The organism is Mesorhizobium sp. M1A.F.Ca.IN.022.06.1.1 (assembly GCF_003952605.1).
In the GTDB taxonomy this organism is placed as follows: domain Bacteria; phylum Pseudomonadota; class Alphaproteobacteria; order Rhizobiales; family Rhizobiaceae; genus Mesorhizobium.
On record NZ_CP034455.1, the window covers coordinates 640,557 to 664,617 of the forward strand.

Genomic DNA, 24,061 nt, shown 5'->3' on the forward strand with positions numbered 1-24,061 from the left:
TCATCCCCAATCGTCCGCTGCGGCGCGATCAATCTTCCCGAAGCACGAACCGCAAGCGATTGCCTTCCGGATCCGCGGTTTCCACGGCACCGCCGATCTTTTTCGGCGGCAGGTTGGCGGCATCGAGCCTGCGTTCCAGCGCAGCCAGCTCCTCGACCGATGCAAGCTCAACAGTGAAATGGTCGAGGCCGGCGGCACCCGGCGGCGGCTCGCGCAGCTCGTCACGCGCCCAGATATTGAAGGCGACCATATGCGGCCGGCTCCCGGTACCGCAGTCGAACATGCCGAAACTTCTCGACTGGATGTGCGGGCGGAAGCCGAGCACGCCGACATAGAATTCCATCAGTTCTTCCGGCGCGCGGGCGCGCATATGGATGTGGCCGATGAAGGCGTTCTTCGCCATCCTCTGCTCGACATGGCCGGAATTGCCGAGGTCGCGCAAAAGGCCCGGGAGATGGAGCGGCTCGAGCCCGGAATGCGCGCTGCCGTCGGTGCCGATCAGCGCCACGCGGCCATCGGCCGACACCTCGCGGCGCAGACAGCGTTCCGGCGTGTCGAAGCAGATCTCGATGCCGTTGCCCGACGGGTCGGAAACGTAGAGCGATTCCGAAACCAGGTGGTCCTGGGCGCTGTAGCGCAAGCCGGAAGCCTTAAGCCGGGCGGCGGTGTGGGCGAGGTCGCGGCGGCTCGTCACATGGATGGCGACGTGGAAGAGATCGCGCGATTTCTGCGGCAGGGCGATCTGCGCTCCGGCGTGGAGCACGATAAGCTTCCGCCCGCCGGCGCCGAGCTCCGCCGTGGCGGCATCCTCGCCGAGGACCGCCAATCCGAGCGTGTCGCGCCAGACGATCAAGGCAGCCGGGATGTCGGTCACCCTGAGATGGACCGGCCCGAGACGGGTGGCTTGAGGCAACCCTTGGTCCATGGTCGTCCGTCCGATTGCGGTCGGCGAACATATTAGCTGTGAACGATATTTCTGTCTCGCGCCAAGTTCGGGTTGACCCCTCCCCGGCGGGCGGCGACTATTGCCACGAAGCTTCTTGGGAGGAGACCACATGGACGAGACCGACCACTGGCGCAACATGGCGAGCGCGCCGCGGGACGGCAGTCGCATCCTGGTGACGGTGCGCTCGTCCGAACAGGGACCGGCCGAGGTCGACATGGCCTACTGGTCGCGCGCCGACCAGTTCGGCGAGGAAGGCTGGCGGGCGTCGGATTCATCGCCCGGACGCATCGTCGAATATGCCGAGCCGGAGCTCAGATGCTGGATGCCGCTGCCCACGGCGGGGCGAGGTTCGTTGCCGAGCCCCTGGGAAGGCGACGACGTGCCGCTGGTGGATGGCGAGGGGATTTAGCGCCTCTTTCCTTCTCCCCTTGTGGGAGAAGGTGTCGCCGAAGGCGACGGATGAGGGGGGCTGGACGGAGTGAGGCGCTGGGGAATGTCGCTGCGCTGTCGTCGTGGCCGCCAAGCTGGAACACCCCTCATCCGTCTCGGCGCTGCGCGCCGATCCACCTTCTCCCACAAGGGGAGAAGGGGGAGCTTTTCAGCCCACCGCCACCATCACCGCTCCCGCCTCGACCTTCGCCGGATAGGTCCTGAGATTGATGCATGGCGGCAGGCGCTTGGCGGCTCCGGTGCGGTAGTCGAAGGCGCCGGCGTGCTTTGGGCATTCGACCTCGTAGTCCATGACCAGGCCGTCGGCGATGTGCACCGCCTCATGCGTGCAAAGCCCGTCGGTGCAGAAGACCTGGTCGTCGGGCGAGCGAAAGACGGCATAGGTCTTGCCGCCATGGTCGAAGCGGCGGGCGCCTTCCTGTTCGATGTCGTCGAGCCCGCAGGCCCTGATCCAACCGGTCATTTTTCTTCCCTTCAGATCTGTCTTGCCTTCAGATCGAGGCGAACCCATCGGGGCGGCGAAGCAGGCCGCCCCGATGATCCGGGTCTAGTTCTTGTTCAGGTATTCCGCCGCGTTGGCGGGCGTCACCAGTTCGAACGGCACATAGACGACGCGGTCGACCTTCTCGCCTTTGGCAAGCGCGAGCGCCGCATCGACACCGCCGCCGCCCTGGCCCTTGGCGTTCTGGAACACCGTGACCGAGAGCTCGCCGGCCTTCATCGCCTGGAGCCCGTCCTGCGTGGGATCGATGCCGCCGACCACGACATTCTTCAGGTCGACGCCGTTGGCCTTGAGCGCCAGGATGGCGCCGATGGCGGATTCGTCGTTGTTGGCTATGACGGCGTCGGGCGCCGGGCCGGCGGTCAGCCAGTTGGTCATCAGGTTCTGCGCATTGTCGCGCGACCATTCGGACGACTGCTTGTCGGTGACCTTGATGAAATTGCACATGTCGGTCGAAAAGATCTGCTCGACATCCTTGGTCCGCTGGAGCGCCGCCTGATGCACCAAGCTGCCCATAATGATGTAGGCGGTAGCGCCGGCCGACTTGCCCTTGGCGCGCAGCATCTTGCAGACCTCGAAGGCTTCCAGCGTGCCGGACTCGACCTCGTTCGAGCCGACATAGACTGTTTCTCCGGCAGGTTCTTCATGTCCGATGGCTCGAGGTTGACGAAGACCAGCGGAATGCCGGCCTTGGCGGCTTCCTCACTGATGGTCTTCGAGGCATTGGTGTCGACCAGCGTGACGATGATGGCGTCGACGCCGCTGGCGATGAAATTCTTGACCTGGTCCAGCTGTTTGGCGACGTCGTTCTGGGCGTCCTCGACCTGGATCTCGGCGCCCTTCTCTTTGGCGCGCGCCTGCATGCCATGCATCAGCAGCGTCTGGAAATTGTTGTCGAAGTTGACGATCGAGACGCCGAGCTTGGCGGCGAAGGCGCCGGTCGAGACAGCCGCGAACGCGGTCGCCATCAAAGCGGCGAGCGCCGTCGAGATGAGAAGCTTCTTCACGGGTTTCCTCCCTCTGGATTTGGAGTGCCGGCTCACTCCTGTCTTGTTCGCCGGCCCTTTCGGGATCGTTGAAGCGGGCGGCTCAGGCCGGCCACGTGGCTTTCTCTGCAGCTGTCATTTCGCGGCGGCGTTGGCGCGCGCCTTCTTCTTCTCGTAGCGGGCCTGCATGCGCGCCTCGCCGTCCTTGCTGCCGTCATGGAAAGTGCCGAACCAGCGGTCGAACGGGATCAGGCCGTCGCCGTAGTTCACCTCGAAATATTTGTGGTGCAGGTAGTGGATATAGGCGTGGCTATCGACCGATCTGTCCTCGGTCAGTTCCACCTTGTCGAAGCCGACATGGCCCGGGATCGCTCCGAAGCCGGCATAGTGGAGCTGGTAGAGCGCCAGCAGCGGGTTTGACGGAATGATCAGGTGCCAGAAGGCGACGCCGAGATAGCCGAGCTGCTCCACCGGATGCATCGACAGCGACGACCAGGGCGACGGGTTGACCGAGTTGTGGTGCACCGAATGCACCCATTTGTAGAGCGGCCCCCAATGGATCGTCCGGTGCAGCAGGAAGAAATGCGTCTCGTGGATGATCGGCACCACCAGCGCCAGACAGAACAGGTAGACGGGATCCTCCGCGAAGGTCAGCCACGGCACGTAGCCGTTGGCGTAGGCGTAGAGGATTGCCACCTCGATCGCCGTCCAGATCGGCATGCCGGTGCCGAAGGTGCGCAGCATGTTGTCGATGTTCTGGTTCTCGAAGAAGAAGGCTTTGCTCTTCTGCTCCGAGGGCCATTTGCCGTTGTATTTGAAGCGGTTGCCCTGGGCTCTCATAATGTAGAGTCGAAGCTCGAAAGCGCCGAAGAAAATAAGCAGCGCCGCGCAGTTGACGATGAAAAGGCGCAGGATCCAGCCGATGGCGAGCGTCTTCATCGTCTCGACGTCCGGCAGCACGTAGCGCCACCACACCACTGCCGAGAGGGCGAAGAGCAGGTTGTAGGGCAGGAAATAATGCGGCAGCCACTTCAGCAACGCCAGCGGTCGCGGCGGAAACGCAAAGAGCGGCGCGGTGCCGGCCGGTTCGTTCGGGGCCCAATCGCCCCTCTTGTTGCGCGTGCCGTATTGCAGGTCGTCCATGGCTGGTCTCACAGCGATTGAGAGAGCGTGAGGAAGCGGTCGTAGGCGGCATCGTCCATGTCCACCTGGTGCTTCGCTTCCGGGTAGCTGCCTTCGGCGACGTCGCGGCCGAAGGCGCGGAAGGCACTGATGCGCTTTTCCTGCAGCTCCGCCTCCAGCGTGACGAAGTCGGCATAGCGCTTGGCATGGCGCGGATAGTGGCCGGTGTGGGTGCCCAGCACGTCGCAGGAGAAGAGATACTGCGTGTCGCAGGCAGTGCCGCAGCCCATGCCCATGGTGATCAGCGGCGTCGAGCGGGTGATGTGGTCGGCGAGCCTGACCGGCACCACCTCGACCTCGATGCAGGCCGCACCCGCATTCTCCAGGTCCTTGGCCGCGCGCAGCACCTTGAAGGCCTCTTCCGCCGTGCGGCCGACGGCTCGGAAATTCGTCCAGGTGGCGCGGTTCGGCACCAGGCCGACATGGCCGGTGACGGGAATGCCCTCCGCCGCCATCGCCTCGATGAAGCGCGGCGAGTGCGATGAATAGACCGCGTCGGCGCCGCGCTTCATCATGGCGAAGCCCAGCCGCACCGCCTCGTCCGGCGACGCGACCGCGCCATGCGGCATGCCGACGGAGAGGAACGCGTGAGGCGCCGCTTGGCGGATCGATTCCAGATTGTGGTCGGGCTCGCAGGAGAGGATGACGATGTCGCAGGCGACCGCGGCCGCCGCCTCGGCCGGCGTGTCGACATGCAGCTGCAGCCATTTCCTGCTGCCCTTGGCGCTTTGCAGGTCGTAGGCCGTCAAGCGTCTTGCCACCGATGATCCTCCCGTTCGCGGGCGGACGATCAGGCTTGTGAAAGGTCCCCCTCACCCGGATTGGCAGCCGACTTGCGAAGCGCAATTCGGGGCCATCCGACCTCTCCCCAGGGAGAGAGGAGCCAGGCTGCGTCGGTGCCGGCCCTCTTCTCCGCTCGGGAGAAGGTGGCCGCGCAGCGGCCGGATGAGGGGGAGAATTCGCACATGCTCGTCTCCCGTTCGCGGTCGAGTTAGCACCGCGATGCCGGCCAAGGCTCGCGCAACCTTGATCAAATCAGATCAAAGGTTCTCGGCAGTGAAGGTGATGAAGCGGATCGGCGGGTTATCGACCGGCAGGTCGTGCAGGTTGAGCGCCGCCAGCACCAGGTCGATGGCGCGGCGCGCCTGCGCCTCCGGCGCCTGGTCGAGCACGACGTCCATCGTGCCGTCATGCAGGCCGCGCGTGCTGCGCTCGGTTAGTTCATGGCCGACGAAGAAGACGTCGCGACCGCGTGGGTGCCGGCGCAGCACTTCGTTCAGGGCCGTGTTGGCGCCGCCGGCATTGTACAGGCCGGCAAGGTCGGGCCAGCGCACAAACGCCTCATGCAACTGCTCGGCATTGCGGTCGCCGTTGTCGAAACCGAACAGGGTGGCGATGGGCTCGAAATCCCGCCCCCCGTCGTTCAGATAGTCGAAGAAGCCCCGTACGCGGTCGCGGTGGACGCGATAGATCTGGCTGTGACAGATCGCGACCACCTTGCCCGGCCGCCGCTGCATCTTCGCCATCAGCAGCCCCGCCATGCGGCCGGCGGCGTAATTGTCGATGCCGACATAGGTGCTCTTGGTGCCGGAGATCTGGGTGACGATCTGCACCGTCGGGATGTTTTCCGCCTCCAGCTTCGCCACCGCCGCGCTCACCAGCGGATGGTCGGGCACGGCGAGGATCAGCGCGGCGCGCCGCATCTCCGGTTCGAGGATGCGCTTGGCGATCGCCGCCGGATTGGCCTCGTCGAGAAAGGTGCGGTGGACGGCGATCGAGCGGTCGAGCGTCGCCGCGATGCGTTCGAAGGCGCGGGAGAGGCGCGCGAAGAAGGTGGCGTCGGGCCTGACCAGGATCACCTCGATGCGGATGACGCCGCGATGCGCTTCGGGCAGTCGGCGCGGATAGTCGAGCGAGCGCGCCGCCGCCACCACCTTCTCCACCGTCTCGGGGCGCACCCCGCCCCTGCCGTTCAAAACGCGCTCCACCGTCGCCGTGCCGACCCCGGCGCGGCGGGCAATTTCGAGGAAGGTGGGCTTTGGAATGGGCGGGCTCCTGGGGGTGCTGAGGCACGGAGCCTAGCCGTTCTGCCTTTGCCCGAGAAGATGGCCGTACAGGTCAGCGGTGCTTATCTGGAGTGCTGAACTCCCGGTGAGTCTTCGACAGGTACACGCCGACCTCGCCGATCCGCTCGATGGCCTTGCGTGCCAGAACAGTCGACTGAAGAATACGCAATGCGAAGGGAACCGCGTTTGCCGCTGCGGTCGACAAGCCTGTTCTGCGAAGGGCAGCCCTCCGATGGGCATGCTGCTTTTCGAGATAGTGGGCCAAGGTGATAACATTCCGAAACGGCGCGCTGATGTCCTGCCCGCCGCCGGATAGGTCGTAGCCATGCCAGATTGGCCATTCGCTTGGGCGTTGCACGGCATGCTCCTGAGATCGTGTCCAGCGCGGACAATCTGCTGGAGGTCCGTGAGAGACACGCAACAACCGGCGTGATCAAATCGTGAAAAGCGCTGACCGCACGAGATCGTAGTTGAATTAGCGACAGCTAAGCGAAAGAATTGCCTCGATCATGGTCAGGGGTGGCTTCCGATGACGGCGCCTCATCTTCACCTGCTGGGCGGTTTCGACTTTGTCGGCGTCGGGGCAACGGCTCCCGCCTTCAGCCGCAAGGCGCGCGGCATGGTGGCCTATCTTGCGCTACAGGCCGGCCAGGCGCAGTCGCGCGAGAAACTCGCGGCGCTGCTGTGGAGTCTCAACGACGAGACCCAGGCTCGTTCGAGCCTGAGGCAGGCAGTTTCGTCCGTGCGCAAGGCAATGAGCGTCTCGGGCGGTGGCCGCCTCCTGACCGAGGGCGCAAACATCGCGCTGCGTCTCGACGATTTCGAGTTCGACGTGGCTCGCTTCCAGGCGCTGGTGGCGAGCCCCAAGCCCGAAGATCTCGAACAAGCCGTCGCCGTCTATCGCGGCGACCTGCTCGACGGGCTAGGTCTGCGGGAAGAGCCGTTCGAGGAATGGCTGCGGATCGAGCGTGAGCGCTTGCGGGCGATTGCCGTCTCCGTGCTGGACAGGCTCATCAATCACTACACAGCTGCCGGTGATCCCGCCGCCTGCATGCGTGCCGCCATGCGGCTGCTGACGATGGAGCCGCTGCGCGAGGATGTTCATCGTGCCCTGATGCGAAGCTACGCGGCGCAAGGGCGCATCAACCTCGCGCTGAAGCAATATGAGCTCTGCCGCGAGGCGCTGCAGCGCGAGCTGCGGCTGATGCCGGAAGCCGAAACTCGGAACTTGCATGAAGAGCTGCGCGCCCGCCGTACTGCATCACCTGCCCGGCCTCTGGCTTCGAGCGCCGAATCCGAGTTCTCGCGCCCACCGACCCACTATGTCAAATCGTCGGGCGTCAACATCGCTTACCAGGTTACCGGCGATGGGCCAGTCGACATCCTCTATGTGCCGGGCTGGGTCTCCAATCTCGATGTTGCCTGGGCATCGCCGCGTTTCACCCGTGTGCTGAAGCGGCTTGGCTCCTTCTCGCGCCTGATCCGCATCGACAAGCGCGGCACCGGCCTGTCCGACCGCAATGTCGGTCTGCCCACGCTGGAGCAGCGCATGGAAGACGTGCGCGCCGTGCTGGACGCTGCCGGCTCCAATCGCACGGTACTGTTCGGCAGTTCGGAAGGCGGCCCTATGTGCATGCTGTTTGCCGCCACCTATCCCGAGCGCACGGCGCTGGTGCTCACCGGAGCTTATGCCAAAGGTGGCTGGGCGAAGGATTATCCCTGGGCGCGAACTGTCGAAGAGGTGCAGCAGGATATCGATATCGTCGAAGGAGAGTGGGGCAAGCCCGCCGACATGAGCAACGCCGCTCCGAGCCTAATGGAAAACATGGCCGAGCGGGAGTGGTACGCCGCCTATCTCAGGAATTCGGCCTCGCCGGCCGACGCCATCGCGCTCTGGCGCTGGGGCACCGAGATCGACGTGCGCGACATCCTGCCGGCCATTCATGTGCCGACGCTTGTCATGCAGAGGACGGGTGATCGCTGGGTGAAACAGGAAGAAGGCCGCTATCTGGCGGCTCATATCGAGGGCGCCCGGTATGTCGAGCTTGCCGGCAGGGATCACGTGATCTGGGGCGAGGACAGCGACGGCCTGGTCGAGCAGATCAAGGCCTTCGTAACCGGTGCCCTGCCCGCTTCGCCCGGCGAGCGCGTGCTCGTATCGGTGCTGGCGCTCGCCATCGTCGATGCGGCCGAGGGCGGGAAAGCCTCCGAGCAGGCGGACATCGTTCGCGACGAATTGCTGCTTGGCGGCAGCGCGGAGATCAGGCGGTCGCGCGGCAGGTTGCTTGCCTCGTTCCAGCGGCCGACGCGCTCGATCGAATGCGCAATGGCGATCGCCAACCGCTTGAAGCCATGCTGCGTCGAAATTCGCGCGGCAATTCACATCGGCGAGTGCGAGGCGCGTGGCGATGACCTTTCCGGCATCGCAATCGAAGTCACGTCGCGGCTGCTGGACCCATGCCCAGCCGGGCCAGATCATCGCATCGCGGACGATGCGCGACCTCGTCGTCGGCTCCGGCCTGACCTTCGATGAACAAGGTGAGATGAAAGCAAGCGGCCTGCCGGGCGCGCTCCAGTATTTTGCCGTCACTGGCGCTCCGCCAGGCTTGTGACTTTCGTCAGAACATAAACGCCGCCGTCGTCGGGTTTGGCCCCGTTCGGCCGTCGGCGGAGTCCATGCGGCGGATCGTCTGCATGTCTTCGCCATCCATCTCGAAATCGAAGACGTCGAAATTACCGGCGATGCGGTCCTGCTGGACCGATTTCGGGATGACGACCAGCCCTTCCTGCAGATGCCGGCGGATGGTCACCTGCGCCACCGACTTGCCGTGCTTCTTGGCGATCGCCTGAAGCGTCGGGTCGGCAAGCAGCCGACCGCTGCCCAGCGGGCTCCAGCTTTCGATGCGGATGTTGTGTCTCTCGTGAACTCGCGTTTGTCGCGCTGCTGGAAGCGCGGGTGCAGCTCGATCTGGTTGACGGCGGGCGTTACACCGGTCTCGCCGATGATGCGCTCCAGATGGTCCTGCTCGAAGTTCGACACGCCGACCGGCTTGATGCGGCCGGCTTCCTTCAGCTCGACGAGCGCCTTCCAGGCGTCCAGATATTTGTTTTGGCTGGGCACCGGCCAGTGGATCAGGAAGAGATCGATCTGGTCGATGCCGAGCTTTTGCATGGTGTCGTCGAACGAGCGCAACGCCGCGTCGCGCTGGTGGCCGCCATTGCGCAGCTTCGAGGTGATGAACAGCTCGTTCCTCGGCACGCCGGCCGAACGGATCGCCTCGCCGACGCCTTCCTCGTTGCGGTAACCCTCGGCAGTGTCGATCAGGCGGTAGCCGGCCTCGATGCCCCAGTGGACGACCTTGGCGGTAATATCAGGATCGACCTGCCACACGCCGAGGCCGATCTGAGGAATGGTCGAGCCGTCGTTCAGTTTGAGCTGTTCAGGCAATGAGAGGTTCCTTCTGTGCGGTTTCTTGCCTCGCTCTATCTAGGCTGCGCTTTCAGCAATACGAGCCGATAACGGGTCTGTGTATTCGCCGAAACGCCTGCAAGAGCCCTTCAGCCCTCGACGCCGCCCAGGCCGCGCTATCCCGCGAACGTCTCGACGATGATGCGGGCCATATCGGCGTGGACTGCCTCGCGCGACGCCCGCGGCGCGGTGGATCCGGTGTAGTAGACGGCTGCGAGAATGGGTGCGCCCTCGGGCGGCCAAAGGATTGCGACGATGTCCATAGACGATGCGGTCGTCGAGCTTGGCCTTGCCGTCATCGACGGCCTTGAGCACGCCCGCGGCGGCGAGGAACTTGAAGGTGCTGGTCATCGGAAACAGCTCGTCCGCCCGGTACTCGATCGCGGCGTTGGTCCCGATATCGAGAACCATGACGCCCAGGCGCCCGCCATTCCTGGCTTCGAGCGCTTCGACCGCTTTGGTCGCCGCCATCACATCGGGCTTGCCCGGCCGCGTCGCCGCCTGGATACGCACGATCGGCAAGGATGCGAATGCGCCGGCAAGCGCTGAACGCCGGGTGATCGAGGTCATCTGTTTCTCCATTTTGGGCAGGTTTTTTGGGGCGCAGGCGGAGCGCCGGTGAAAAGTGCATTGGCCCAGGAGCGCCGAAGCGATCGCACGCGCGGCTAGTCGGTGAGCCGCGACAGCACCTGGTAGGCCGCCCTGACTCGCGCCTCATTCGGGTAAGCCTTGTTCGCCAGCATGACGATGCCGATCTTCCTCGACGGGACATAGGCGACATAGGCGCCGAAGCCGTTTGTCGAGCCGGTCTTGTTGAGCACCACGTCGGCGCGTGGCGCCATCGGCGGCTCGATCGCAGTTGCAGGGATCGGCTGCAGCATACTGGGCGCATTCCCGGCGACGATCTTCGCCAGGTCGACCGGATAGGGATACTGCTCCCAGATCAGATCCTGGATGAGTTCGCCCGCACGGAAATAGCCGGTGTGGGTGGCTTCGAGCGCGCGTGCGACATCGTCCGGCACCTTGCCGACGCCCATGTTGGCCTCGATGAAGCGGATCATGTCGACTGCGTTCGACTTGATCCCGTAGGCCTTTTCGGCGAGCAATGCCGGGGTGACGCGGACAGGCTTGTCGTTGCGGTTGTAGCCCCAGGCGTAGGATTTCGTCTGTGCGGCCGGGACGTTGACGTAAGTTCGGCGCAAGCCGAGTTCCGGCAGCAGCCATTTTTCCATCAGCGCCGGGAAGCTCGCGCCCATCGCCTTGGCGGTGGCCATCCCGAGCAGGCCGATGCTCGGGTTGGCGTAGGTGCGGGTGGTGGCGGCCGCGAATTGCGGCTTCCATTGGCGATAATAGGCGATGAGCTGTTTTTGCGTCTTCACCGTATCGGGCAGCTGCAGCGGGAAACCGCCGGCCGTGTGCGTGGCGAGGTCGAGCAGCCTGACATCGCCCAGCGCGCTGCCTTGAAGCTCGGGCATGTACTTGCCGACCTTGTCGCCAAGTGCGAGCTTGCCCTCGACCTCGGCATAGGCCGCGAGCGTCGCGGTGAAGGTTTTGCTGATCGAGCCGAGCTCGAACAATGTATCGCGCGTGACGGCGGCCCGGGTGTCCTTTTCGGCCACGCCATAGTCGATGAAGAAGCGCTCGCCGTTCACGGACACGGCGACGGCCATCCCCGGAATGTCGTACTGGGCGATCACCGGCTTCACCGCCTCATCGACGAGCTGCCTTATCTTGGCGTCCTGATCGGCGGCACGAGCGCCCGACAGGCTGCCCGGCGCGCAGGCGAGGACGACGGCGGCGATGGTGAAGCGAAGCCGGCTGCACATGATCTGCTCCCTCTGGATCGGACGATTGCGGGTTTATGACCCCTTCGAACCGGCTACAAACGATGATAAATCGCAACAGCTATAAGATAATCTTGGGCATCGATGGTTCGACCTTACCTGCCGCTCAATGCATTGCGGGCCTTCGAGGCGTCGGCCAGGCATCTCAGCTTCACACGTGCCGGCATCGAACTGGCGGTGACGCAGGCCGCCGTTAGCCAGCAGGTTCGATCGCTCGAACAGCGGCTCGGCGTGCAGCTGTTTCGCAGGTTGCCTCGCGGCCTCAAGATCACGGCGGAAGGCGAGGCTCTGCTGCCGATCGTCGGCGACGCCTTCGACCGCCTGGCGCGATCGCTGGAGCGGGTCGGATCTGGAAAACTGCGCGAACCGCTCGTCGTCGGCGCCGTCGGAACCTTCGCCGTCGGCTGGCTGCTTCCGAGACTGGAAGACTTCCGGCGCACCCATCCATTCGTCGAGCTGCGCCTGTCCACCAACAACAACCGCGTCGACCTGGCGGCCGAGGGATTGGATTTTTCGATCCGCTTCGGCAACGGCGCCTGGAATGGACTTGATGCGACGGAACTTTTCGAAGCACCTCTGACGCCGCTTTGCACGCCGGAACTGGCGGCGACGCTTCACGCGCCGCAGGACCTCGGCGCGCTTACCTTGCTGCGCAGCTACCGTCAGGACGAATGGAGCCGCTGGTTCGAGGCCGCCGGCATGGAAGCGCCTGCGAACTTCGCGAGCGCGATCGTCTTCGATTCTTCACTGGCGATGATGGAAGCCGCCGAACAAGGGGCAGGCGTTGCGCTGGCTCCGGCGCTGATGTTTTCGCGACAACTGAGCAAGGGGTCGATAAGGCGCCCTTTCCAGGCCTCCATATCGCTCGGCAGCTATTGGCTGACCAAGCTGAAGTCCAGGGAACCGACCGCCGCGATGTCGGCCTTTGCGGACTGGATCACCAGCTTGGAACCGGACAGACGAAGCGCGCCCAGCTAGCGGTGCTTCAGCCGGCTTTCGCCGCCTCCGATGCCCCGAACCTCAGCCCATCCATCAAGAGCTTCACCAGCCGCCCCGAGCGGTCCCGCCAGTCGGGCGTGTTGGGGGCGGAGTAGATGCCGCCCAGCGCATGCAGCACGTCCGACGCATCGACGTCGGCGCGGATCTTCCCCGCAGCTGCGGCCTGTTCGACCAGCCCCTTCAGCGCGCCGGATACGCGGCCTGAGGTATCGGAGAACAGCGTCGAGTTGGTGGTGAGCAACAGCCGCAGGCTTGTCGCCAGACCGCGCTTGGTGGCGATATAGTCGACGAAGCGCTGCATCCAGAGTTCCAGCGCCACATCGGCCGGATGAGCGCCGGCAAGTTCCTCGGCCGCATGGCAGAGCGCTTCCACCTCGCGGCGGTAGACCACCTCGACCAGATGCTCGCGCGTCGGGAAATGCCGGTAGAGCGTGCCGATGCCGACTCCTGCCCGCTTGGCGATCTCCTCCAGCGAGGCATCGACACCCTCGGCGGCAAATGCCTGCGCCGCCGCCTCGACAAGCTTGTCGCGGTTGCGCCGCGCGTCGGCGCGCAGCGGCTTTGGCGCCGGCGTTTCAGGCTTTTCGGCAGGCTCCGAGGGCTGTTCAGTCAGTTTTTTCTCCACTGTCGCAATATGGGGCTTGAACCCATGCGGGTCAGCCCCCACGTAAATAAACGGAGGCGCCTCCGTTTTAGTGGAGTTGTCTTATCATATAATCAGGGGAAGCGATATGTCACGGGGTAAGCGCCTAATCTTCCCCCTCGAGGGGGAGATGTCGCCGAAGGCGACAGAGGGGGTCGCCGCGCGTGAAACGCCTTGCTGGCGCGCGAGGCGCGAGGACGTTGGCGCTCTACGTGAGACGACCCCCTCTGCCCTGCCGGGCATCTCCCCCGCAAGGGGGAGATTAGCTGCTTCGACGCCTTGCCCCTCTCCTCCCAAGCCCCATTTCCCTCCCCCTAGCGTCCAGCAATCGGAGCCCGACGCCTCATGACCAGCCAGACGATCATCGATCCTCCCGAAGACGGCCATTTCAGGAACGGCCAGGCCAGCAATGGCGCAAGCCCCACCACCTTGTCCATCCACCTCACCATCAACGGCCGTGACCACGCGCTCGATATCGAGCCGCGGGTTACCCTGCTCGACGCGTTGCGCGAGCGGCTCCACCTCACCGGCACCAAGAAGGGCTGCGACCAGGGCCAGTGCGGCGCCTGCACCGTTCATGTCGACGGTGAGCGGGTGCTGGCCTGCCTGACGCTCGCCGCCCAGGTCGAGGGACGCTCGATCACGACAATAGAAGGGCTCGCCGACGAAGACGGCACGCTGCACGCCGTGCAGGCCGCCTTCCTCGAACAGGACGCCTTCCAGTGCGGCTATTGCACGCCCGGACAGATCATGTCGGCGGTGGCCTGCATCCGCGAGGGCCATGCCGGCTCCGACGAGGAGATCCGCGAATACATGGCCGGCAATCTGTGCCGCTGCGGCGCCTATCCGCACATCGTCGCCGCCGTCCGCCAGGCAGCCAGGGAGCTCCGCTCATGAGAGACTTTTCCTATCTTCGCGCCGACAGCGTCGAGGCCGCGCGCAACGCGGCCGCCCTTCCCGGCGCCATGCTGCTTGCCGGCGGCACGACGCTCATCGATCTCGCCAAATGCGGCGTCGCCGAACCGGCCACCGTCATCGACATCAGCCGTATCGAGGGGCTCAACGCCATTGATGTAACCGCCGACCGCGCCGTCATCGGCGCGCTGGCCAAGATGAGCCATGTCGCCGACAACGCCGAGGTGAAAAGCCACTTCCCGGCGGTTTCGGAAGCGTTGTGGCAGGCGGCCTCGGCGCAGCTGCGCAACATGGCGACCATCGGCGGCAACCTGATGCAGCGCACGCGCTGTCCCTATTTCCGCGATCCGCAGAACTTCCCGGCCTGCAACAAGCGCGAGCCGGGCAGCGGCTGCTCGGCGATCGGCGGCGTCACGCGCGGCCATGCGGTGCTCGGCACCAGCGAAGCCTGCATCGCCACCTATCCGGGCGATCTTGCCATCGCGCTGGTCGCCTTCGACGCCGAGGTCGATCTCGGCGAACGGAAGCTGACGGTCGAGGACTTCTTCCTCGCCCCTGGCGCAACGGCCGAACGCGAGCACGACATCCGCCCGGGCGAAATGATCACGGCCATCGAGATTCCGGGCTCGGCCGCGGCCCGGCGCTCGACCTATCTGAAGGTCCGCGACCGCCAGTCCTATGAGTTCGCGGCGGCGAGCGCTGCCGTCGGACTGGAGCTCGAGGGCGACGGCCGCACCATACGCGACATCCGCGTCGCGGTCGGCGGCGTCGCGACGAAACCGTGGCGGGCGCGCGAAGTCGAAGAGGCGCTGAAGGGCAAGCCGCTCGACGAAGCGTCCGTTCGCAAGGCGAGCGATCTCGCCATGGAGGGCGCCGTCGACCACGGCGCCAACCACTACAAGATTGCATTGGCGCCCCGCGTGATCGCGCGCGCCATCCTGAAATTGGGAGAAACGGCATGACCGTTCATGACATGAAACACGCAGGCTCCGACAGCGCGCGCCTCGAAGCGGTGGGCGGGCGCCTGTCGCGCGTCGACGGCCCGGCCAAGATCACCGGCGCCGCGCGTTACGCGTTCGAACAGCACCTCGAAGGCCTGACCCATGCGGTGCTGGTCGGCGCGACGATTGCCGCCGGCAAGGTCACCGGCATCGACACGCGCGCGGCGGAAACCGCGCCAGGCGTGCTCGCGGTGCTGACGCCCGACACCATCATGGACCTGAATTCGGCATCGGACTGGTTCGGCAGACAGCCGTCCGAAGAAACCTATTGCCCGCTCGTCCGCGAGGTCACCTTTTCCGGCCAGCACGTTGCTGCCGTCGTGGCCGAGACCTTCGAGCAGGCCGTCGCCGCCGCGGCGCTGGTCAAGGTCAGCTATGACGAGACGCCGGCAGTCGTCGACCTGAGCGACGGCAGCGACGGTATTCCGGTCGACGCCATGACCAAGGAATGGGGCGACCCCGAAGCCGCCTTCGCCGAGGCACCGGTGCGCGTCTGCGCCGCCTACAACACGCCGCGCGAGTTCCAGGCGGCGATGGAGCCGCACGGGCTGATCGCGCGCTGGGAGGGCGACCAGCTCACCATCTGGGAACCGAGCCAGTGGCTCGACGGCATGGCGCGCACCTATGCCGAATGGTTCGGCGTGCCGTTCCAGAACGTGCGGCTGGTCTCGCCCTATATCGGCGGCGGCTTCGGCTCCAAGGCGCTGGCGCTCGCGCACAGCGCGGTGGCGGCGGCAGCGGCAAAGATGCTCGGACGCCCGGTGAAGCTGGTGCTCAACCGGCCGCAGAATTTCACCTCCTATGGCGGCCGCGCCGCGACGCGCCAGACGGTTGCGATCGGCGCCGACAAGGCGGGCCGCATACAGTCGATCGTGCATCGCGGCGTCAACGAGACGGCGGTCGACGGCATGTGGGTCGAGCCGCTCGGCTCCGTCACCTCGATCATGTATGCGACGCCGAATTTCTCCTCGAAACAGAATGTGGTCAGGGTGAACACGGTGGTGCCGGGGGCGAAGCGCGCGCCGGGCGAGAACCCGAGCGCCTTCGGTATCGAATGCGCCATCGACGAGCTCGCCCATGAGCTCGGTATCGACCCGCTGGAGATGCGGCTGATCAATTATGCCGAGCAGGATTCCCACGCCAAGAAGGCGTGGTCGACAAGGCAGTTGCGCGAGGCCTTTGCCGCCGGCGCGGAAGCCTTCGGCTGGGCCAAGCGTTCGCGTGAGCCGCGCTCGATGCGCGACGGCCACCAGCTCATCGGCTGGGGCGTAGCGGCCGGCACCTATCCGGTTAGGCGCGCCTATGGCGAGGCTGTGGTGAAGCTCCTGGCCGACGGCTCGGTCGAGGTCGAAAGCTCCTCCATCGACATGGGCCAGGGCACCTACACGATCCTGGCGCAGACCGCGGCCGAGACGCTTGGCGTGCCGGTGGAGAAGGTGTCGGTGAGGCTGGGGGATTCCCATTTCGCCCGCGCCGGCGTCACCGGCGGCTCGCGGCTTGCCGGTGTCATGACCGGCGCGGTCTACAAGGCGGCGGGCCAGGCGCTGGACGAGCTGATCGGGCTGGCGCTCTCCGATCCGCGCTCGCCCTTCCATGGGCTGCAGGCGAACACGCTTCAAGTGAAGGGTGGCCGCATCGCCTCGCCGCGCGGTGACGGCCCGGAGTTCTCGATCGCCGAGCTGATGCGCGCCCTCGGTCGCGAAAAGATCGAGGCCAAGGGCGACACGGTTCCGGCCAGCTTCACGCCGGAGCAGCGCTACAACAACTACACTACCATCGCCATGGCGCTGCCGCACACCGAGGGCGATTATTCCCGCCACTCCTGGTGCGCGCATTTCGTCGAGGTGCGCGTCGACGAGGATTTTGGCACGGTGCGCGTGTCGCGCGTCGTGTCGGCGCTCGATTCCGGCCGGCTCTACAACCCCAAGCTGGCGGAGAGCCAGTGGAAGGGCGGCATCATCATGGGTATCGGACAGGCGCTGCTGGAAGAAGGCATCGTCGACCGCCGCCATGGCCGGATCGTCAACGGCAATCTCGCCGACTACATGCTGCCGACCAATGCCGACATCCCGGATATCCAGACGATCTCGGTCGGCATCCCCGACCCGCATTCCTCGGCGCTGGGCGGCAAGGGCGTCGGCGAGCTCGGCATCGTCGGCGTGGCGCCGGCGATTGCGAATGCGGTGTTCCACGCCACCGGAAAGCGGGTGCGGGACCTGCCGATTACGCTGGAGAAGCTGATTTAGCGCCGGCCTTGTCTCCCCCCTCGAGGGACCCTCGAGGGGGAGATGTCGCCGAAGGCGACAGAGGGGGTCGCCGCGCGTGGGGCGCCAACCTACAACCGTCGCAATAGGCCGAGTCCAGTCGGACCGACCCCCTCTGCCCTGCCGGGCATCTCCGCCTCGAGGGGGGAGATCACTTGCCCTGGCTCTGGCCCTTCAAAAACTGGCTGAGCAGATCCATCGGCAGCGGGAAGACCACGGTCGATGAGCGCTCGCCGGCGATGTCGTGCAGGGCCTCGAAATAGCGCAGCTGCATGGCCTGCGGTTCGGCCGCCAGCATGCCGCCGGCCTCGACCAGCTTGGCCGCCGCCTGCTGCTCGCCGTCGGCGTTGATGACCTTGGCGCGCCGCAGCCGCTCGGCCTCTGCCTGCTTGGCGATGGCCCGGACCATGCTCTCATTCAGGTCGACATGCTTGATCTCGACATTGGAGACCTTGATGCCCCAGGCATCGGTGCGCTGGTCGAGGATGTCCTGGATGTCGCTGTTGAGCTTGTCGCGCTCGGCCAGCATCTCGTCCAACTCGTGCTTGCCGAGCACCGAGCGCAGCGTGGTCTGCGCCAGCTGGTTGGTGGCGGTCATGAAATCCTCGACCTGGATGATCGCCCGCTCGGCGTCGACGATGCGGAAATAGAGCACCGCGTTGACCTTGACCGAGACATTGTCGCGCGAGATGACGTCCTGCGGCGGCACGTCCTGCACCACAACGCGCAGGTCCACGCGCACCATCTGCTGGATGAAGGGAACGAGCAGGATGAGGCCGGGCCCCTTGACCCCGGTGAAGCGGCCGAGCGTGAAGACCACGCCGCGCTCATATTCCCTCAGGATGCGGATCGCCGCCGACAGGAACATGATCACCAGCAGCGCGAGGATCAGATAGGCGACATAGCCGAGCGTCATCGTTTTGCTCCGTCGTTTCCCGCTCCGTTGTGACCTGCACCACGCCGCCGCACCGTCAGCACGAGATCGCTGACGGCGGTCACCTCAGCACGATCTCCGGGCGCGATCGGCTCCTCGGCCTTGGCGCGCCAGCGCTCGCCGAGCGCCAGCACATGACCTTCTCCGCCTTCCCAGTCGAGAACGTCCACGGAAAGACCGTGCATGGCCCCGCCGCCGACGCGCGGCGGATTGCGGCGCGCCGCCCAAAGATAGCTGCCGGCCAGCAGCGCGAGGCCCAGCGTCAGCGCCGCGGCGGGGCCGATGACCGCCCACGATATGGCGAAGCCCGGCCCCTCGACCTTGAGCAGCATGGCCGCACCGAGCAGGAAGGCGGCCGCGCCGCCGACACCCAGCACCACTGTCGGACTGAAAGCCTCGACGATGAGGAAGGCGACGCCGAGCAGCATCAGGGCGAGACCGGTATAGTTGATCGGCAAGAGATCGAGCGCGTAGAGGCCGAGTACGAGGCAGATGGCGCCAATGACGCCAGGCGCCACCGCACCTGGGCTCGTGACCTCGAAGACGATGCCGTAGAAGCCGATCAGCATCAGGAGGACGGCAACGTTCGGATCGGTAATGACCGCGAGAAGCCGGATGAACCAGCCGGGATCCAGGACCTCGACGGCCAGGCCCTTCGTCGCCAGCACCTCTTTCTTGCCGGCCACGTCGACGGTGCGGCCGTCGGCGAGCTGCAGCAGCTCCGCCGTGTCACGGGCGACGAAGTCGATGACATGTTGCTGCAGCGCCGCACCTGCCGAGAGGCTCGCCGCCTCGCGAACCGCCTTCTCGCCCCAGTCGCCATTGCGCCCGCGCAGTTCGGCGAGGGAGCGGATTAGCGCCACCGCGTCGTTGGTCGCCTTGGCCGTCATCGGGTCCCCGGCTGGCTTCCCGGTGTCCTTGTCGTCCTTCTCACCGCCGGGAAGCGAGGGCAGCCCGCCGATCTCGACCGGAGTCGCGGCGCCCAGATTGGTGCCGGGCGCCATCGCCGCGACATGGGTCGAGTAAAGGATATAGGTTCCGGCGCTCGCCGCATGACCGCCGGCGGGCGCGACATAGCCGATGACGGGAACGGGGGACGCCAGGATATCGGCGATCATCTCGCGCATCGAGGTGACGAGGCCGCCGGGCGTGTCGAGCTGAAGGATGAGAGCCCCGGCGTTGCGCTCGGCCGCGGTCTTGAGCGCTTCCTTGAGCTGGCGCGAACTCGCCGGACCGATGGCGCCGTCAATCGCGATGCTCAAGGCCATCCTCTCCCCCGCCGTTTCGGCCGAGGAGAAGGGGAAAACCGCCGCGGCGGCCATGAAAGCCGCTGCCAGAAGGGCCACCCGCGCGAGTTTCACGCCTCAAAGCTCCTTGGGATTCAATATGGGGTTGTGCCGGGGCAAGTCCAATGAGGGCAGCGGAGCGGGTAATCTCCCTCCTCACGATTCCACGGCAATTTCGACGTCGCCTCCAACGCTGGCTCCCTCGCCCGTACGTCATTGTCCCCATCGACGGCGCGAATGAACGCGCTCGCAACAATGGAGACGACAATGACGACGATGGATCGTTTGCAGTACGAAACCGACCGCACGGGCTTCAACCTGTTCGGCTCTGCCCGCCGCGGATTGCGGCTGGCCTATCACGCCATGCGGATGCGCAGCGATCGCGCCGCGCTGCGCGCCATGCCGGACTATTTGCTCAAAGACATGGGCATCAGCCGCTCGCAGATCGAGCACTACACGTCCACGCGCGCCGCGCTCGCCGCAGCCGGCAGGACGGATGCCTGAAGCGGATGAACGACTGCATCGGCGGCCGGCCGGAAGGCTGGTGAAAACCCCGGCTCGCCGGGGTTTTCGCGTTCCGGCGCGAAGCACTGCCGGCATTGGAACCGGTCGCGGGCTGCCCGCCCAAATGAAACGGGCGATGCAATTTCCACGGTGGGCGTATCAGAAATTCCACGCTGCCATCCACTCTCGTTCAAACGCATCGGCGTCAGAAAGGAAGCCGTCACGGCAACCAAGCCGCAAAGCAACCTTCGGAGTAGTGACATGCAACCCAGCACCAAACCTGCCCGCGTTCCGCTCAACGGCGTCGACACACCGAACCTCCTGGCGACCATCAATTTCGTCGCCGGTCAGCCGGAGCTGGCGAAGTTCCAGTTCCGCGCCCACAACGAATGGATCGAAGGCACCCACAGCAAGAGCGTCATGCATGGCTTCCACGGTGCCGGCCAGGAGCAGAAGCACGAGAAGCCCTTCTATGCCGACAGCGACCATCCGGCGATCCTGTGCGGCGCCGACAACGCCCCGACCCCTGTCGAGTGGCTGCTGCATGGGCTGGCGAGCTGCCTGATGGCGGGGCTCGCCAACATCGCCGCCGCGCGCGGCATCAAGCTCACCAGCGTGAAGTGCTCGGTCGACGGCGACATCGACCTGCGCGGCATCCTCGGCATCTCGGACGAGGTACGCAACGGCTTCCAGAACATCCAGGTGTCGTTCGAGGTCGAGGGCGACGCACCGGCCGAGAAGCTTGAGCAGCTGGTCGAGCAGGCCCGCGCACGCTCGGCCGTGTTCGACGTGCTGACCAACGGCGTGCCGGTCACGGTCGGCATCAAGACCATCCAGTGACCTAAAGCGCGTCGTCCTGAAAACGGTTCAGGCGACGCGCCTTAGTTCTTTGTTTTGACGCATGTCGTTGTCCCAGAACCGCTGCACACTTCTGGGCGAAATGCGTTAGCTGAAGCGACGGTTCGGAGAAATCCGGACCGTCTCTCCCAGGGCCTCGGAACAGAGCCATGAAACATGCTGACGTCGTCATCATCGGCGGCGGGCAGGCCGGGCTTGCGCTCAGCCATTGCCTTGGCCGCGCCGGAATCGACCATGTCGTGCTGGAGCGCGGCCGCATCGGCGAGCGCTGGCGCACGCAGAGCTGGCGATCGCTGAGGCTGTTGACGCCGAACTGGCTGAACGGCCTGCCCGGCTCGCCCTATGACGGCCCGGACCCCGACGGCTTCAGGACAAAGGACGTGTTCGTCCATGATCTCGAAACCTATGCAAGCCGCTGGCAGGTGCCGGTGGAATGCGGCGTCGAGGTCACCTCCTGCAGGCGGACCGGCAGCAGCTTCGCGCTTTCCACCAGCGCCGGCGACTGGTCGGCCAGGGTCGTAGTGGTGGCGACGGGGCATTGCGACCGGCCGATGATGCCCTTTGTGTCCGAGACCAGAGGCGGACCGCTGAATATCCACGCTTCGCAGTATCGCTCTCCCGGCGAGCTGCCGCCCGGCGGGGTGCTGATCGTCGGCGCCTCATCTTCCGGCGTGCAGATCGCCGACGAGCTCGCGCGCGCCGGCCGGCGTGTGATGCTGTCCGTCGGCAAGCATACGCGCCTGCCGAGACTGTGGCGCGGCAAGGACATCTTCTTCTGGCTCTGTCAGATGGGCGTGATGGCCCAGCCGCTCGACGGACTTGCCAATCCGGAGAGCGCCAGGCGGCAGCCCTCGCTGCAACTCGCCGGACGACCGGACAAGGCCGATGTCGACCTTGCCACGCTGCAGGCGCTCGGCGTCGAGCTCACCGGCCGCGTGCGCGGCATAGCCAACCGCGAGATTGCCTTTGCCGACGATCTTGCCGCGCAGATCGCGGCGGCGGACGCGAAGCAGGGGCGGCTGCTTGCCGAGATCGACCGCTTCGCCGGCGCCGCGCGGCCCGGCCGGCGCGAGCCGGTGGCGACGCCCTCTGCGCGCCGCCAGCGGCTTTCGCTGTCGGAGGGGGCGACCGGCACGGTGATCTGGGCGACGGGCTATGCCCGCTCGTTCGACTGGCTGGAGCCGTCGGCGGTTGGGCCGGATGGCGAGCTGGCGCACCGCGGCGGGATCACCAGCGTTCCCGGACTCTACGCGCTCGGCTTCCGCTTTCTGCGCAAGCGCGATTCCAACTTCATCGGCGGCGCCGGCGTCGACGCGCAAGCGATCGCCGCCGAGGTCTCCATCTATCTCGACCGCAAAGGTCGCCAAGCCGCCTGAGAGGCCGCCGTGAGGACACCGAAGATGCCAACGACCGCGATTTCCCTGCCGCCCACGCCCAAGCGCGCCCATTACGACGCCATCATCGTCGGTGCGCGCTGCGCCGGCGCCTCGACGGCGCTGCTGCTTGCCCGCGCCGGCCTGACGGTGCTGACGATCGAGCGCCGGCCCTACGGCTCAGACACGCTGTCGACGCACGCGCTGATGCGGCCCGCCGTGCTGCAGCTGTCGCGCTGGGGCCTGCTCAAACCGCTGCTCAGGGCCGGCACGCCGCTGATCGAGACAACGACGTTCCACTATGGCGAGGAGGAGATCACGATTCCGCTCAATGCCGGGCCCGATCTTCCCGGGCTGATCGCGCCTAGGCGCACCGTGCTAGACCGCATGCTCGTCGATGCCGCGCGCAAGGCCGGCGCCGAGTTCCTGCACGACGTGGCGGTCGGCGACCTCTTTGCCGACACGCGCGGACGCGTGCGCGGCGTCGAGATCCGCGGCGCCGGCCGCGCGGCCTTACGTTTAAGCGCCGACATCGTGATCGGCGGCGACGGCATCGGCTCCACGGTGGCGAAATGCTGCGACGCACAAGTGCTCAGAAGGGGCACGGTCTCGGCAGCCCATGTCTATGGCTACGCGCCGGTCGAACCCGGCGCCGGCTATCACTGGTATTTCCGCGACGGCATCGCCGGCTCCCTCATTCCGACCAATGCCGGGCTGGCCTGCATCGTCGCTTCGGTGCCGACCAAGCTGTTCGACGAGCGCTTCCGCCTTGATCATTTCCGCGCCCGGATGGAGGTGCTGGAGGCGCTTTCGCCCGCACTGGCCGAACAGGCGAGCCCGGCGCCCGACGATGCCCGCCTGCAGGCGTTCCGCGGCGTGCCGGGCTACATCCGCCGCGCCCACGGCCCAGGCTGGGCGCTGGTCGGCGATGCCGGCTTCTTCCGCGACCCGCTCACCTCGCATGGCATTGCCGACGCGCTGCGCGACGCCGAGAGCCTGGCGCGGGCGATCCTGGACGGATCGGAGGCAGCCTTCGCGACCTGGCAGCAGGAGCGCGATCTCTTCGCCCATCAGATCCTCGACACCACTGACGCCATTGCCGGCTTCGACTGGTCGCTGGCCGATATCGGCGAGCGGCATCGCCGCTTCAGCGCGGTGATGAAGGCCGAGGTTCGGGCGCTCGCCGCACACGCGATCCCGGTCCGCCGCGCCGTGCCCGCCATGAGCGGGCTGGCGACTTATCGAGAGCCGGCAAACAAGGACGAACCGCAGGCAATGGCGGGCTTGAGCCTCTATCGCAACCGAACGGGAGTAAGACCATCACCGTACATTTGATGAAGGACGGGTGGATAGGCGTCATCAAGGGGCGGCCGCAGGTCGGCGCCGTCGCCGAGCGTTCGCGGCGCACGCAACCGCAGGATATCGACGCCTTCGCGGAGATGACCGGCGACCGCAATCCGCTGCATTACGACAAGGCGTTGGCCGAGGCCTCGGCGTTCGGCAAGCTCATCGTGCAGGGCGGCGTCACCTCCGGCATCCTGAACGCGGTGGTCGCGGAGGACCTTCCCGGGCCCGGCTCGGTGTTCCTCGAAGTCTCCTGGAAATTCGTCAAGGCGGTCGGTGTCGGCGAACTGATCACCGGCCGCGTCGAGGTCAAGGACGTGCGCGCCGACAAGCCGATCACGAAATTGGAGACCTCGGTGCGCAACGAGGCCGGCGAGCTTTGTCTCACCGGCACCGCGACGGTGTTCATCGTGCCGCTCGCCGGGGGCGAGCCGGACAAATGATCGCCGGCAACGGTTCGGCCCGGCTGTCGGTTCTCGAGCCGGGCCGATAGCG

General features: G+C 66.0%; 22 protein-coding genes and 2 pseudogenes. 11 read left to right on the top strand and 13 right to left on the bottom strand.

All coding sequences use genetic code 11. The features are described from left to right. Positions 1 to 28: 28 nt before the first annotated feature. Positions 29 to 925, bottom strand: coding sequence for a VOC family protein (locus EJ078_RS03220; protein WP_208721073.1), 897 nt, complete (start codon positions 923 to 925; stop codon positions 29 to 31). 130 nt (positions 926 to 1,055) lie between these two features. On the opposite strand from EJ078_RS03220, the gene EJ078_RS03225 reads away from it, so the two are divergent. Beyond that, complete coding sequence (locus tag EJ078_RS03225; RefSeq protein WP_095783445.1) at positions 1,056 to 1,355, top strand: hypothetical protein; 300 nt, start codon at positions 1,056 to 1,058, stop codon at positions 1,353 to 1,355. Between the two features lie 189 nt (positions 1,356 to 1,544). Here EJ078_RS03225 and EJ078_RS03230 read toward each other — a convergent pair whose 3' ends face one another. The 6 genes and pseudogenes from EJ078_RS03230 to EJ078_RS03255 all read right to left on the bottom strand — a co-directional run bounded on the left by EJ078_RS03230 (position 1,545) and on the right by EJ078_RS03255 (position 6,490). After that, the gene (locus EJ078_RS03230; protein ID WP_127403447.1) at positions 1,545 to 1,859 is read right to left on the bottom strand and encodes a MocE family 2Fe-2S type ferredoxin; all 315 of its coding nucleotides are present in this window, start codon (positions 1,857 to 1,859) and stop codon (positions 1,545 to 1,547) included. 84 nt (positions 1,860 to 1,943) lie between these two features. After that, positions 1,944 to 2,905 (bottom strand): annotated as a pseudogene (locus EJ078_RS03235) (substrate-binding domain-containing protein). Between the two features lie 114 nt (positions 2,906 to 3,019). Continuing rightward, positions 3,020 to 4,027 (bottom strand): sterol desaturase family protein, encoded by a 1,008-nt coding sequence (locus EJ078_RS03240; RefSeq protein WP_127216506.1) that lies wholly within the window; start codon positions 4,025 to 4,027, stop codon positions 3,020 to 3,022. An 8-nt stretch (positions 4,028 to 4,035) separates the two neighbouring features. Then, positions 4,036 to 4,827 carry a 3-methyl-2-oxobutanoate hydroxymethyltransferase gene (locus EJ078_RS03245; RefSeq protein WP_127216505.1) on the bottom strand — a complete coding sequence of 264 codons (792 nt, stop codon included), beginning with the start codon at positions 4,825 to 4,827 and terminating at the stop codon, positions 4,036 to 4,038. Between the two features lie 279 nt (positions 4,828 to 5,106). Then, positions 5,107 to 6,111 carry a LacI family DNA-binding transcriptional regulator gene (locus tag EJ078_RS03250; RefSeq protein WP_208721609.1) on the bottom strand — a complete coding sequence of 335 codons (1,005 nt, stop codon included), beginning with the start codon at positions 6,109 to 6,111 and terminating at the stop codon, positions 5,107 to 5,109. A 73-nt stretch (positions 6,112 to 6,184) separates the two neighbouring features. Then, positions 6,185 to 6,490 carry a hypothetical protein gene (locus tag EJ078_RS03255; RefSeq protein ID WP_127216503.1) on the bottom strand — a complete coding sequence of 102 codons (306 nt, stop codon included), beginning with the start codon at positions 6,488 to 6,490 and terminating at the stop codon, positions 6,185 to 6,187. Positions 6,491 to 6,661: 171 nt separating this feature from the next. Between EJ078_RS03255 and EJ078_RS03260 the strand changes: the two genes are divergently transcribed. After that, positions 6,662 to 8,665, top strand: a complete 2,004-nt coding sequence (locus EJ078_RS03260) for an alpha/beta fold hydrolase (RefSeq protein WP_245459087.1) — start codon at positions 6,662 to 6,664, stop codon at positions 8,663 to 8,665. An 85-nt stretch (positions 8,666 to 8,750) separates the two neighbouring features. Here the strand turns inward: EJ078_RS03260 and EJ078_RS03265 are convergent. From EJ078_RS03265 to ampC, 3 genes and pseudogenes are all read right to left on the bottom strand, one after another. Continuing rightward, positions 8,751 to 9,580 (bottom strand): annotated as a pseudogene (locus EJ078_RS03265) (aldo/keto reductase). Positions 9,581 to 9,619: 39 nt separating this feature from the next. Then, positions 9,620 to 10,171: a serine hydrolase gene (locus EJ078_RS03270; protein ID WP_127215971.1), complete on the bottom strand. Its 552-nt coding sequence runs from the start codon at positions 10,169 to 10,171 to the stop codon at positions 9,620 to 9,622. Between the two features lie 95 nt (positions 10,172 to 10,266). Continuing rightward, positions 10,267 to 11,427, bottom strand: coding sequence for a class C beta-lactamase (gene ampC, locus EJ078_RS03275; RefSeq protein WP_127403449.1), 1,161 nt, complete (start codon positions 11,425 to 11,427; stop codon positions 10,267 to 10,269). Between the two features lie 102 nt (positions 11,428 to 11,529). On the opposite strand from ampC, the gene EJ078_RS03280 reads away from it, so the two are divergent. Then, positions 11,530 to 12,423 carry a LysR family transcriptional regulator gene (locus EJ078_RS03280; RefSeq protein ID WP_127403450.1) on the top strand — a complete coding sequence of 298 codons (894 nt, stop codon included), beginning with the start codon at positions 11,530 to 11,532 and terminating at the stop codon, positions 12,421 to 12,423. 7 nt (positions 12,424 to 12,430) lie between these two features. Here EJ078_RS03280 and EJ078_RS03285 read toward each other — a convergent pair whose 3' ends face one another. Further along, a complete protein-coding gene (locus EJ078_RS03285; protein ID WP_127215973.1) occupies positions 12,431 to 13,057 on the bottom strand; it encodes a TetR/AcrR family transcriptional regulator in 627 nt (208 codons plus the stop codon). Positions 13,058 to 13,516: 459 nt separating this feature from the next. Between EJ078_RS03285 and EJ078_RS03290 the strand changes: the two genes are divergently transcribed. From EJ078_RS03290 to EJ078_RS03300, 3 genes are read left to right on the top strand one after another with little or no spacing between them, the layout of a single operon-like run. Then, positions 13,517 to 13,984: a (2Fe-2S)-binding protein gene (locus EJ078_RS03290; protein WP_245322377.1), complete on the top strand. Its 468-nt coding sequence runs from the start codon at positions 13,517 to 13,519 to the stop codon at positions 13,982 to 13,984. Next, positions 13,981 to 14,964 (top strand): xanthine dehydrogenase family protein subunit M, encoded by a 984-nt coding sequence (locus tag EJ078_RS03295; RefSeq protein WP_127215969.1) that lies wholly within the window; start codon positions 13,981 to 13,983, stop codon positions 14,962 to 14,964. The genes EJ078_RS03290 and EJ078_RS03295 overlap by 4 nt, the downstream gene beginning before the upstream one ends. After that, positions 14,961 to 17,249 carry a xanthine dehydrogenase family protein molybdopterin-binding subunit gene (locus tag EJ078_RS03300; protein ID WP_127215968.1) on the top strand — a complete coding sequence of 763 codons (2,289 nt, stop codon included), beginning with the start codon at positions 14,961 to 14,963 and terminating at the stop codon, positions 17,247 to 17,249. Before EJ078_RS03295 ends, EJ078_RS03300 begins: the two co-directional genes overlap by 4 nt. Positions 17,250 to 17,418: 169 nt before the next feature. Here EJ078_RS03300 and EJ078_RS03305 read toward each other — a convergent pair whose 3' ends face one another. Together EJ078_RS03305 and EJ078_RS03310 are read right to left on the bottom strand one after the other, a co-directional pair. Continuing rightward, positions 17,419 to 18,183: a slipin family protein gene (locus EJ078_RS03305; RefSeq protein WP_127215967.1), complete on the bottom strand. Its 765-nt coding sequence runs from the start codon at positions 18,181 to 18,183 to the stop codon at positions 17,419 to 17,421. After that, on the bottom strand, positions 18,180 to 19,562 hold the full coding sequence (locus EJ078_RS03310; RefSeq protein WP_127215966.1) for a nodulation protein NfeD: 1,383 nt from the start codon (positions 19,560 to 19,562) through the stop codon (positions 18,180 to 18,182). Before EJ078_RS03310 ends, EJ078_RS03305 begins: the two co-directional genes overlap by 4 nt. Before the next feature lie 192 nt (positions 19,563 to 19,754). On the opposite strand from EJ078_RS03310, the gene EJ078_RS03315 reads away from it, so the two are divergent. The 5 genes from EJ078_RS03315 (at position 19,755) to EJ078_RS03335 (ending at position 24,009) form a co-directional block, all read left to right on the top strand. Beyond that, positions 19,755 to 19,991 (top strand): DUF1127 domain-containing protein, encoded by a 237-nt coding sequence (locus EJ078_RS03315; RefSeq protein ID WP_164746786.1) that lies wholly within the window; start codon positions 19,755 to 19,757, stop codon positions 19,989 to 19,991. Positions 19,992 to 20,252: 261 nt separating this feature from the next. Continuing rightward, positions 20,253 to 20,831: an OsmC family protein gene (locus EJ078_RS03320; RefSeq protein WP_095783432.1), complete on the top strand. Its 579-nt coding sequence runs from the start codon at positions 20,253 to 20,255 to the stop codon at positions 20,829 to 20,831. A gap of 167 nt (positions 20,832 to 20,998) precedes the next feature. Beyond that, positions 20,999 to 22,225 carry an NAD(P)/FAD-dependent oxidoreductase gene (locus EJ078_RS03325; RefSeq protein ID WP_095801427.1) on the top strand — a complete coding sequence of 409 codons (1,227 nt, stop codon included), beginning with the start codon at positions 20,999 to 21,001 and terminating at the stop codon, positions 22,223 to 22,225. A gap of 24 nt (positions 22,226 to 22,249) precedes the next feature. After that, positions 22,250 to 23,557: an NAD(P)/FAD-dependent oxidoreductase gene (locus EJ078_RS03330; protein ID WP_127217269.1), complete on the top strand. Its 1,308-nt coding sequence runs from the start codon at positions 22,250 to 22,252 to the stop codon at positions 23,555 to 23,557. Further along, positions 23,557 to 24,009, top strand: a complete 453-nt coding sequence (locus EJ078_RS03335; protein WP_208721074.1) for a MaoC family dehydratase — start codon at positions 23,557 to 23,559, stop codon at positions 24,007 to 24,009. Before EJ078_RS03330 ends, EJ078_RS03335 begins: the two co-directional genes overlap by 1 nt. Positions 24,010 to 24,061 lie beyond the last annotated feature (52 nt).

Coding starts and splice junctions, on each gene's coding strand:
- EJ078_RS03220 (WP_208721073.1), bottom strand. CDS start 925: ATGGACCAAGGGTTGCCTCAAGCCACCCGTCTCGGGCCGGTCCATCTC.
- EJ078_RS03225 (WP_095783445.1), top strand. CDS start 1,056: ATGGACGAGACCGACCACTGGCGCAACATGGCGAGCGCGCCGCGGGAC.
- EJ078_RS03230 (WP_127403447.1), bottom strand. CDS start 1,859: ATGACCGGTTGGATCAGGGCCTGCGGGCTCGACGACATCGAACAGGAA.
- EJ078_RS03240 (WP_127216506.1), bottom strand. CDS start 4,027: ATGGACGACCTGCAATACGGCACGCGCAACAAGAGGGGCGATTGGGCC.
- EJ078_RS03260 (WP_245459087.1), top strand. CDS start 6,662: ATGACGGCGCCTCATCTTCACCTGCTGGGCGGTTTCGACTTTGTCGGC.
- EJ078_RS03270 (WP_127215971.1), bottom strand. CDS start 10,171: ATGACCTCGATCACCCGGCGTTCAGCGCTTGCCGGCGCATTCGCATCC.
- ampC (WP_127403449.1), bottom strand. CDS start 11,427: ATGTGCAGCCGGCTTCGCTTCACCATCGCCGCCGTCGTCCTCGCCTGC.
- EJ078_RS03280 (WP_127403450.1), top strand. CDS start 11,530: ATGGTTCGACCTTACCTGCCGCTCAATGCATTGCGGGCCTTCGAGGCG.
- EJ078_RS03295 (WP_127215969.1), top strand. CDS start 13,981: ATGAGAGACTTTTCCTATCTTCGCGCCGACAGCGTCGAGGCCGCGCGC.
- EJ078_RS03300 (WP_127215968.1), top strand. CDS start 14,961: ATGACCGTTCATGACATGAAACACGCAGGCTCCGACAGCGCGCGCCTC.
- EJ078_RS03305 (WP_127215967.1), bottom strand. CDS start 18,183: ATGACGCTCGGCTATGTCGCCTATCTGATCCTCGCGCTGCTGGTGATC.
- EJ078_RS03315 (WP_164746786.1), top strand. CDS start 19,755: ATGACGACGATGGATCGTTTGCAGTACGAAACCGACCGCACGGGCTTC.
- EJ078_RS03320 (WP_095783432.1), top strand. CDS start 20,253: ATGCAACCCAGCACCAAACCTGCCCGCGTTCCGCTCAACGGCGTCGAC.
- EJ078_RS03325 (WP_095801427.1), top strand. CDS start 20,999: ATGAAACATGCTGACGTCGTCATCATCGGCGGCGGGCAGGCCGGGCTT.
- EJ078_RS03330 (WP_127217269.1), top strand. CDS start 22,250: ATGCCAACGACCGCGATTTCCCTGCCGCCCACGCCCAAGCGCGCCCAT.
- EJ078_RS03335 (WP_208721074.1), top strand. CDS start 23,557: ATGAAGGACGGGTGGATAGGCGTCATCAAGGGGCGGCCGCAGGTCGGC.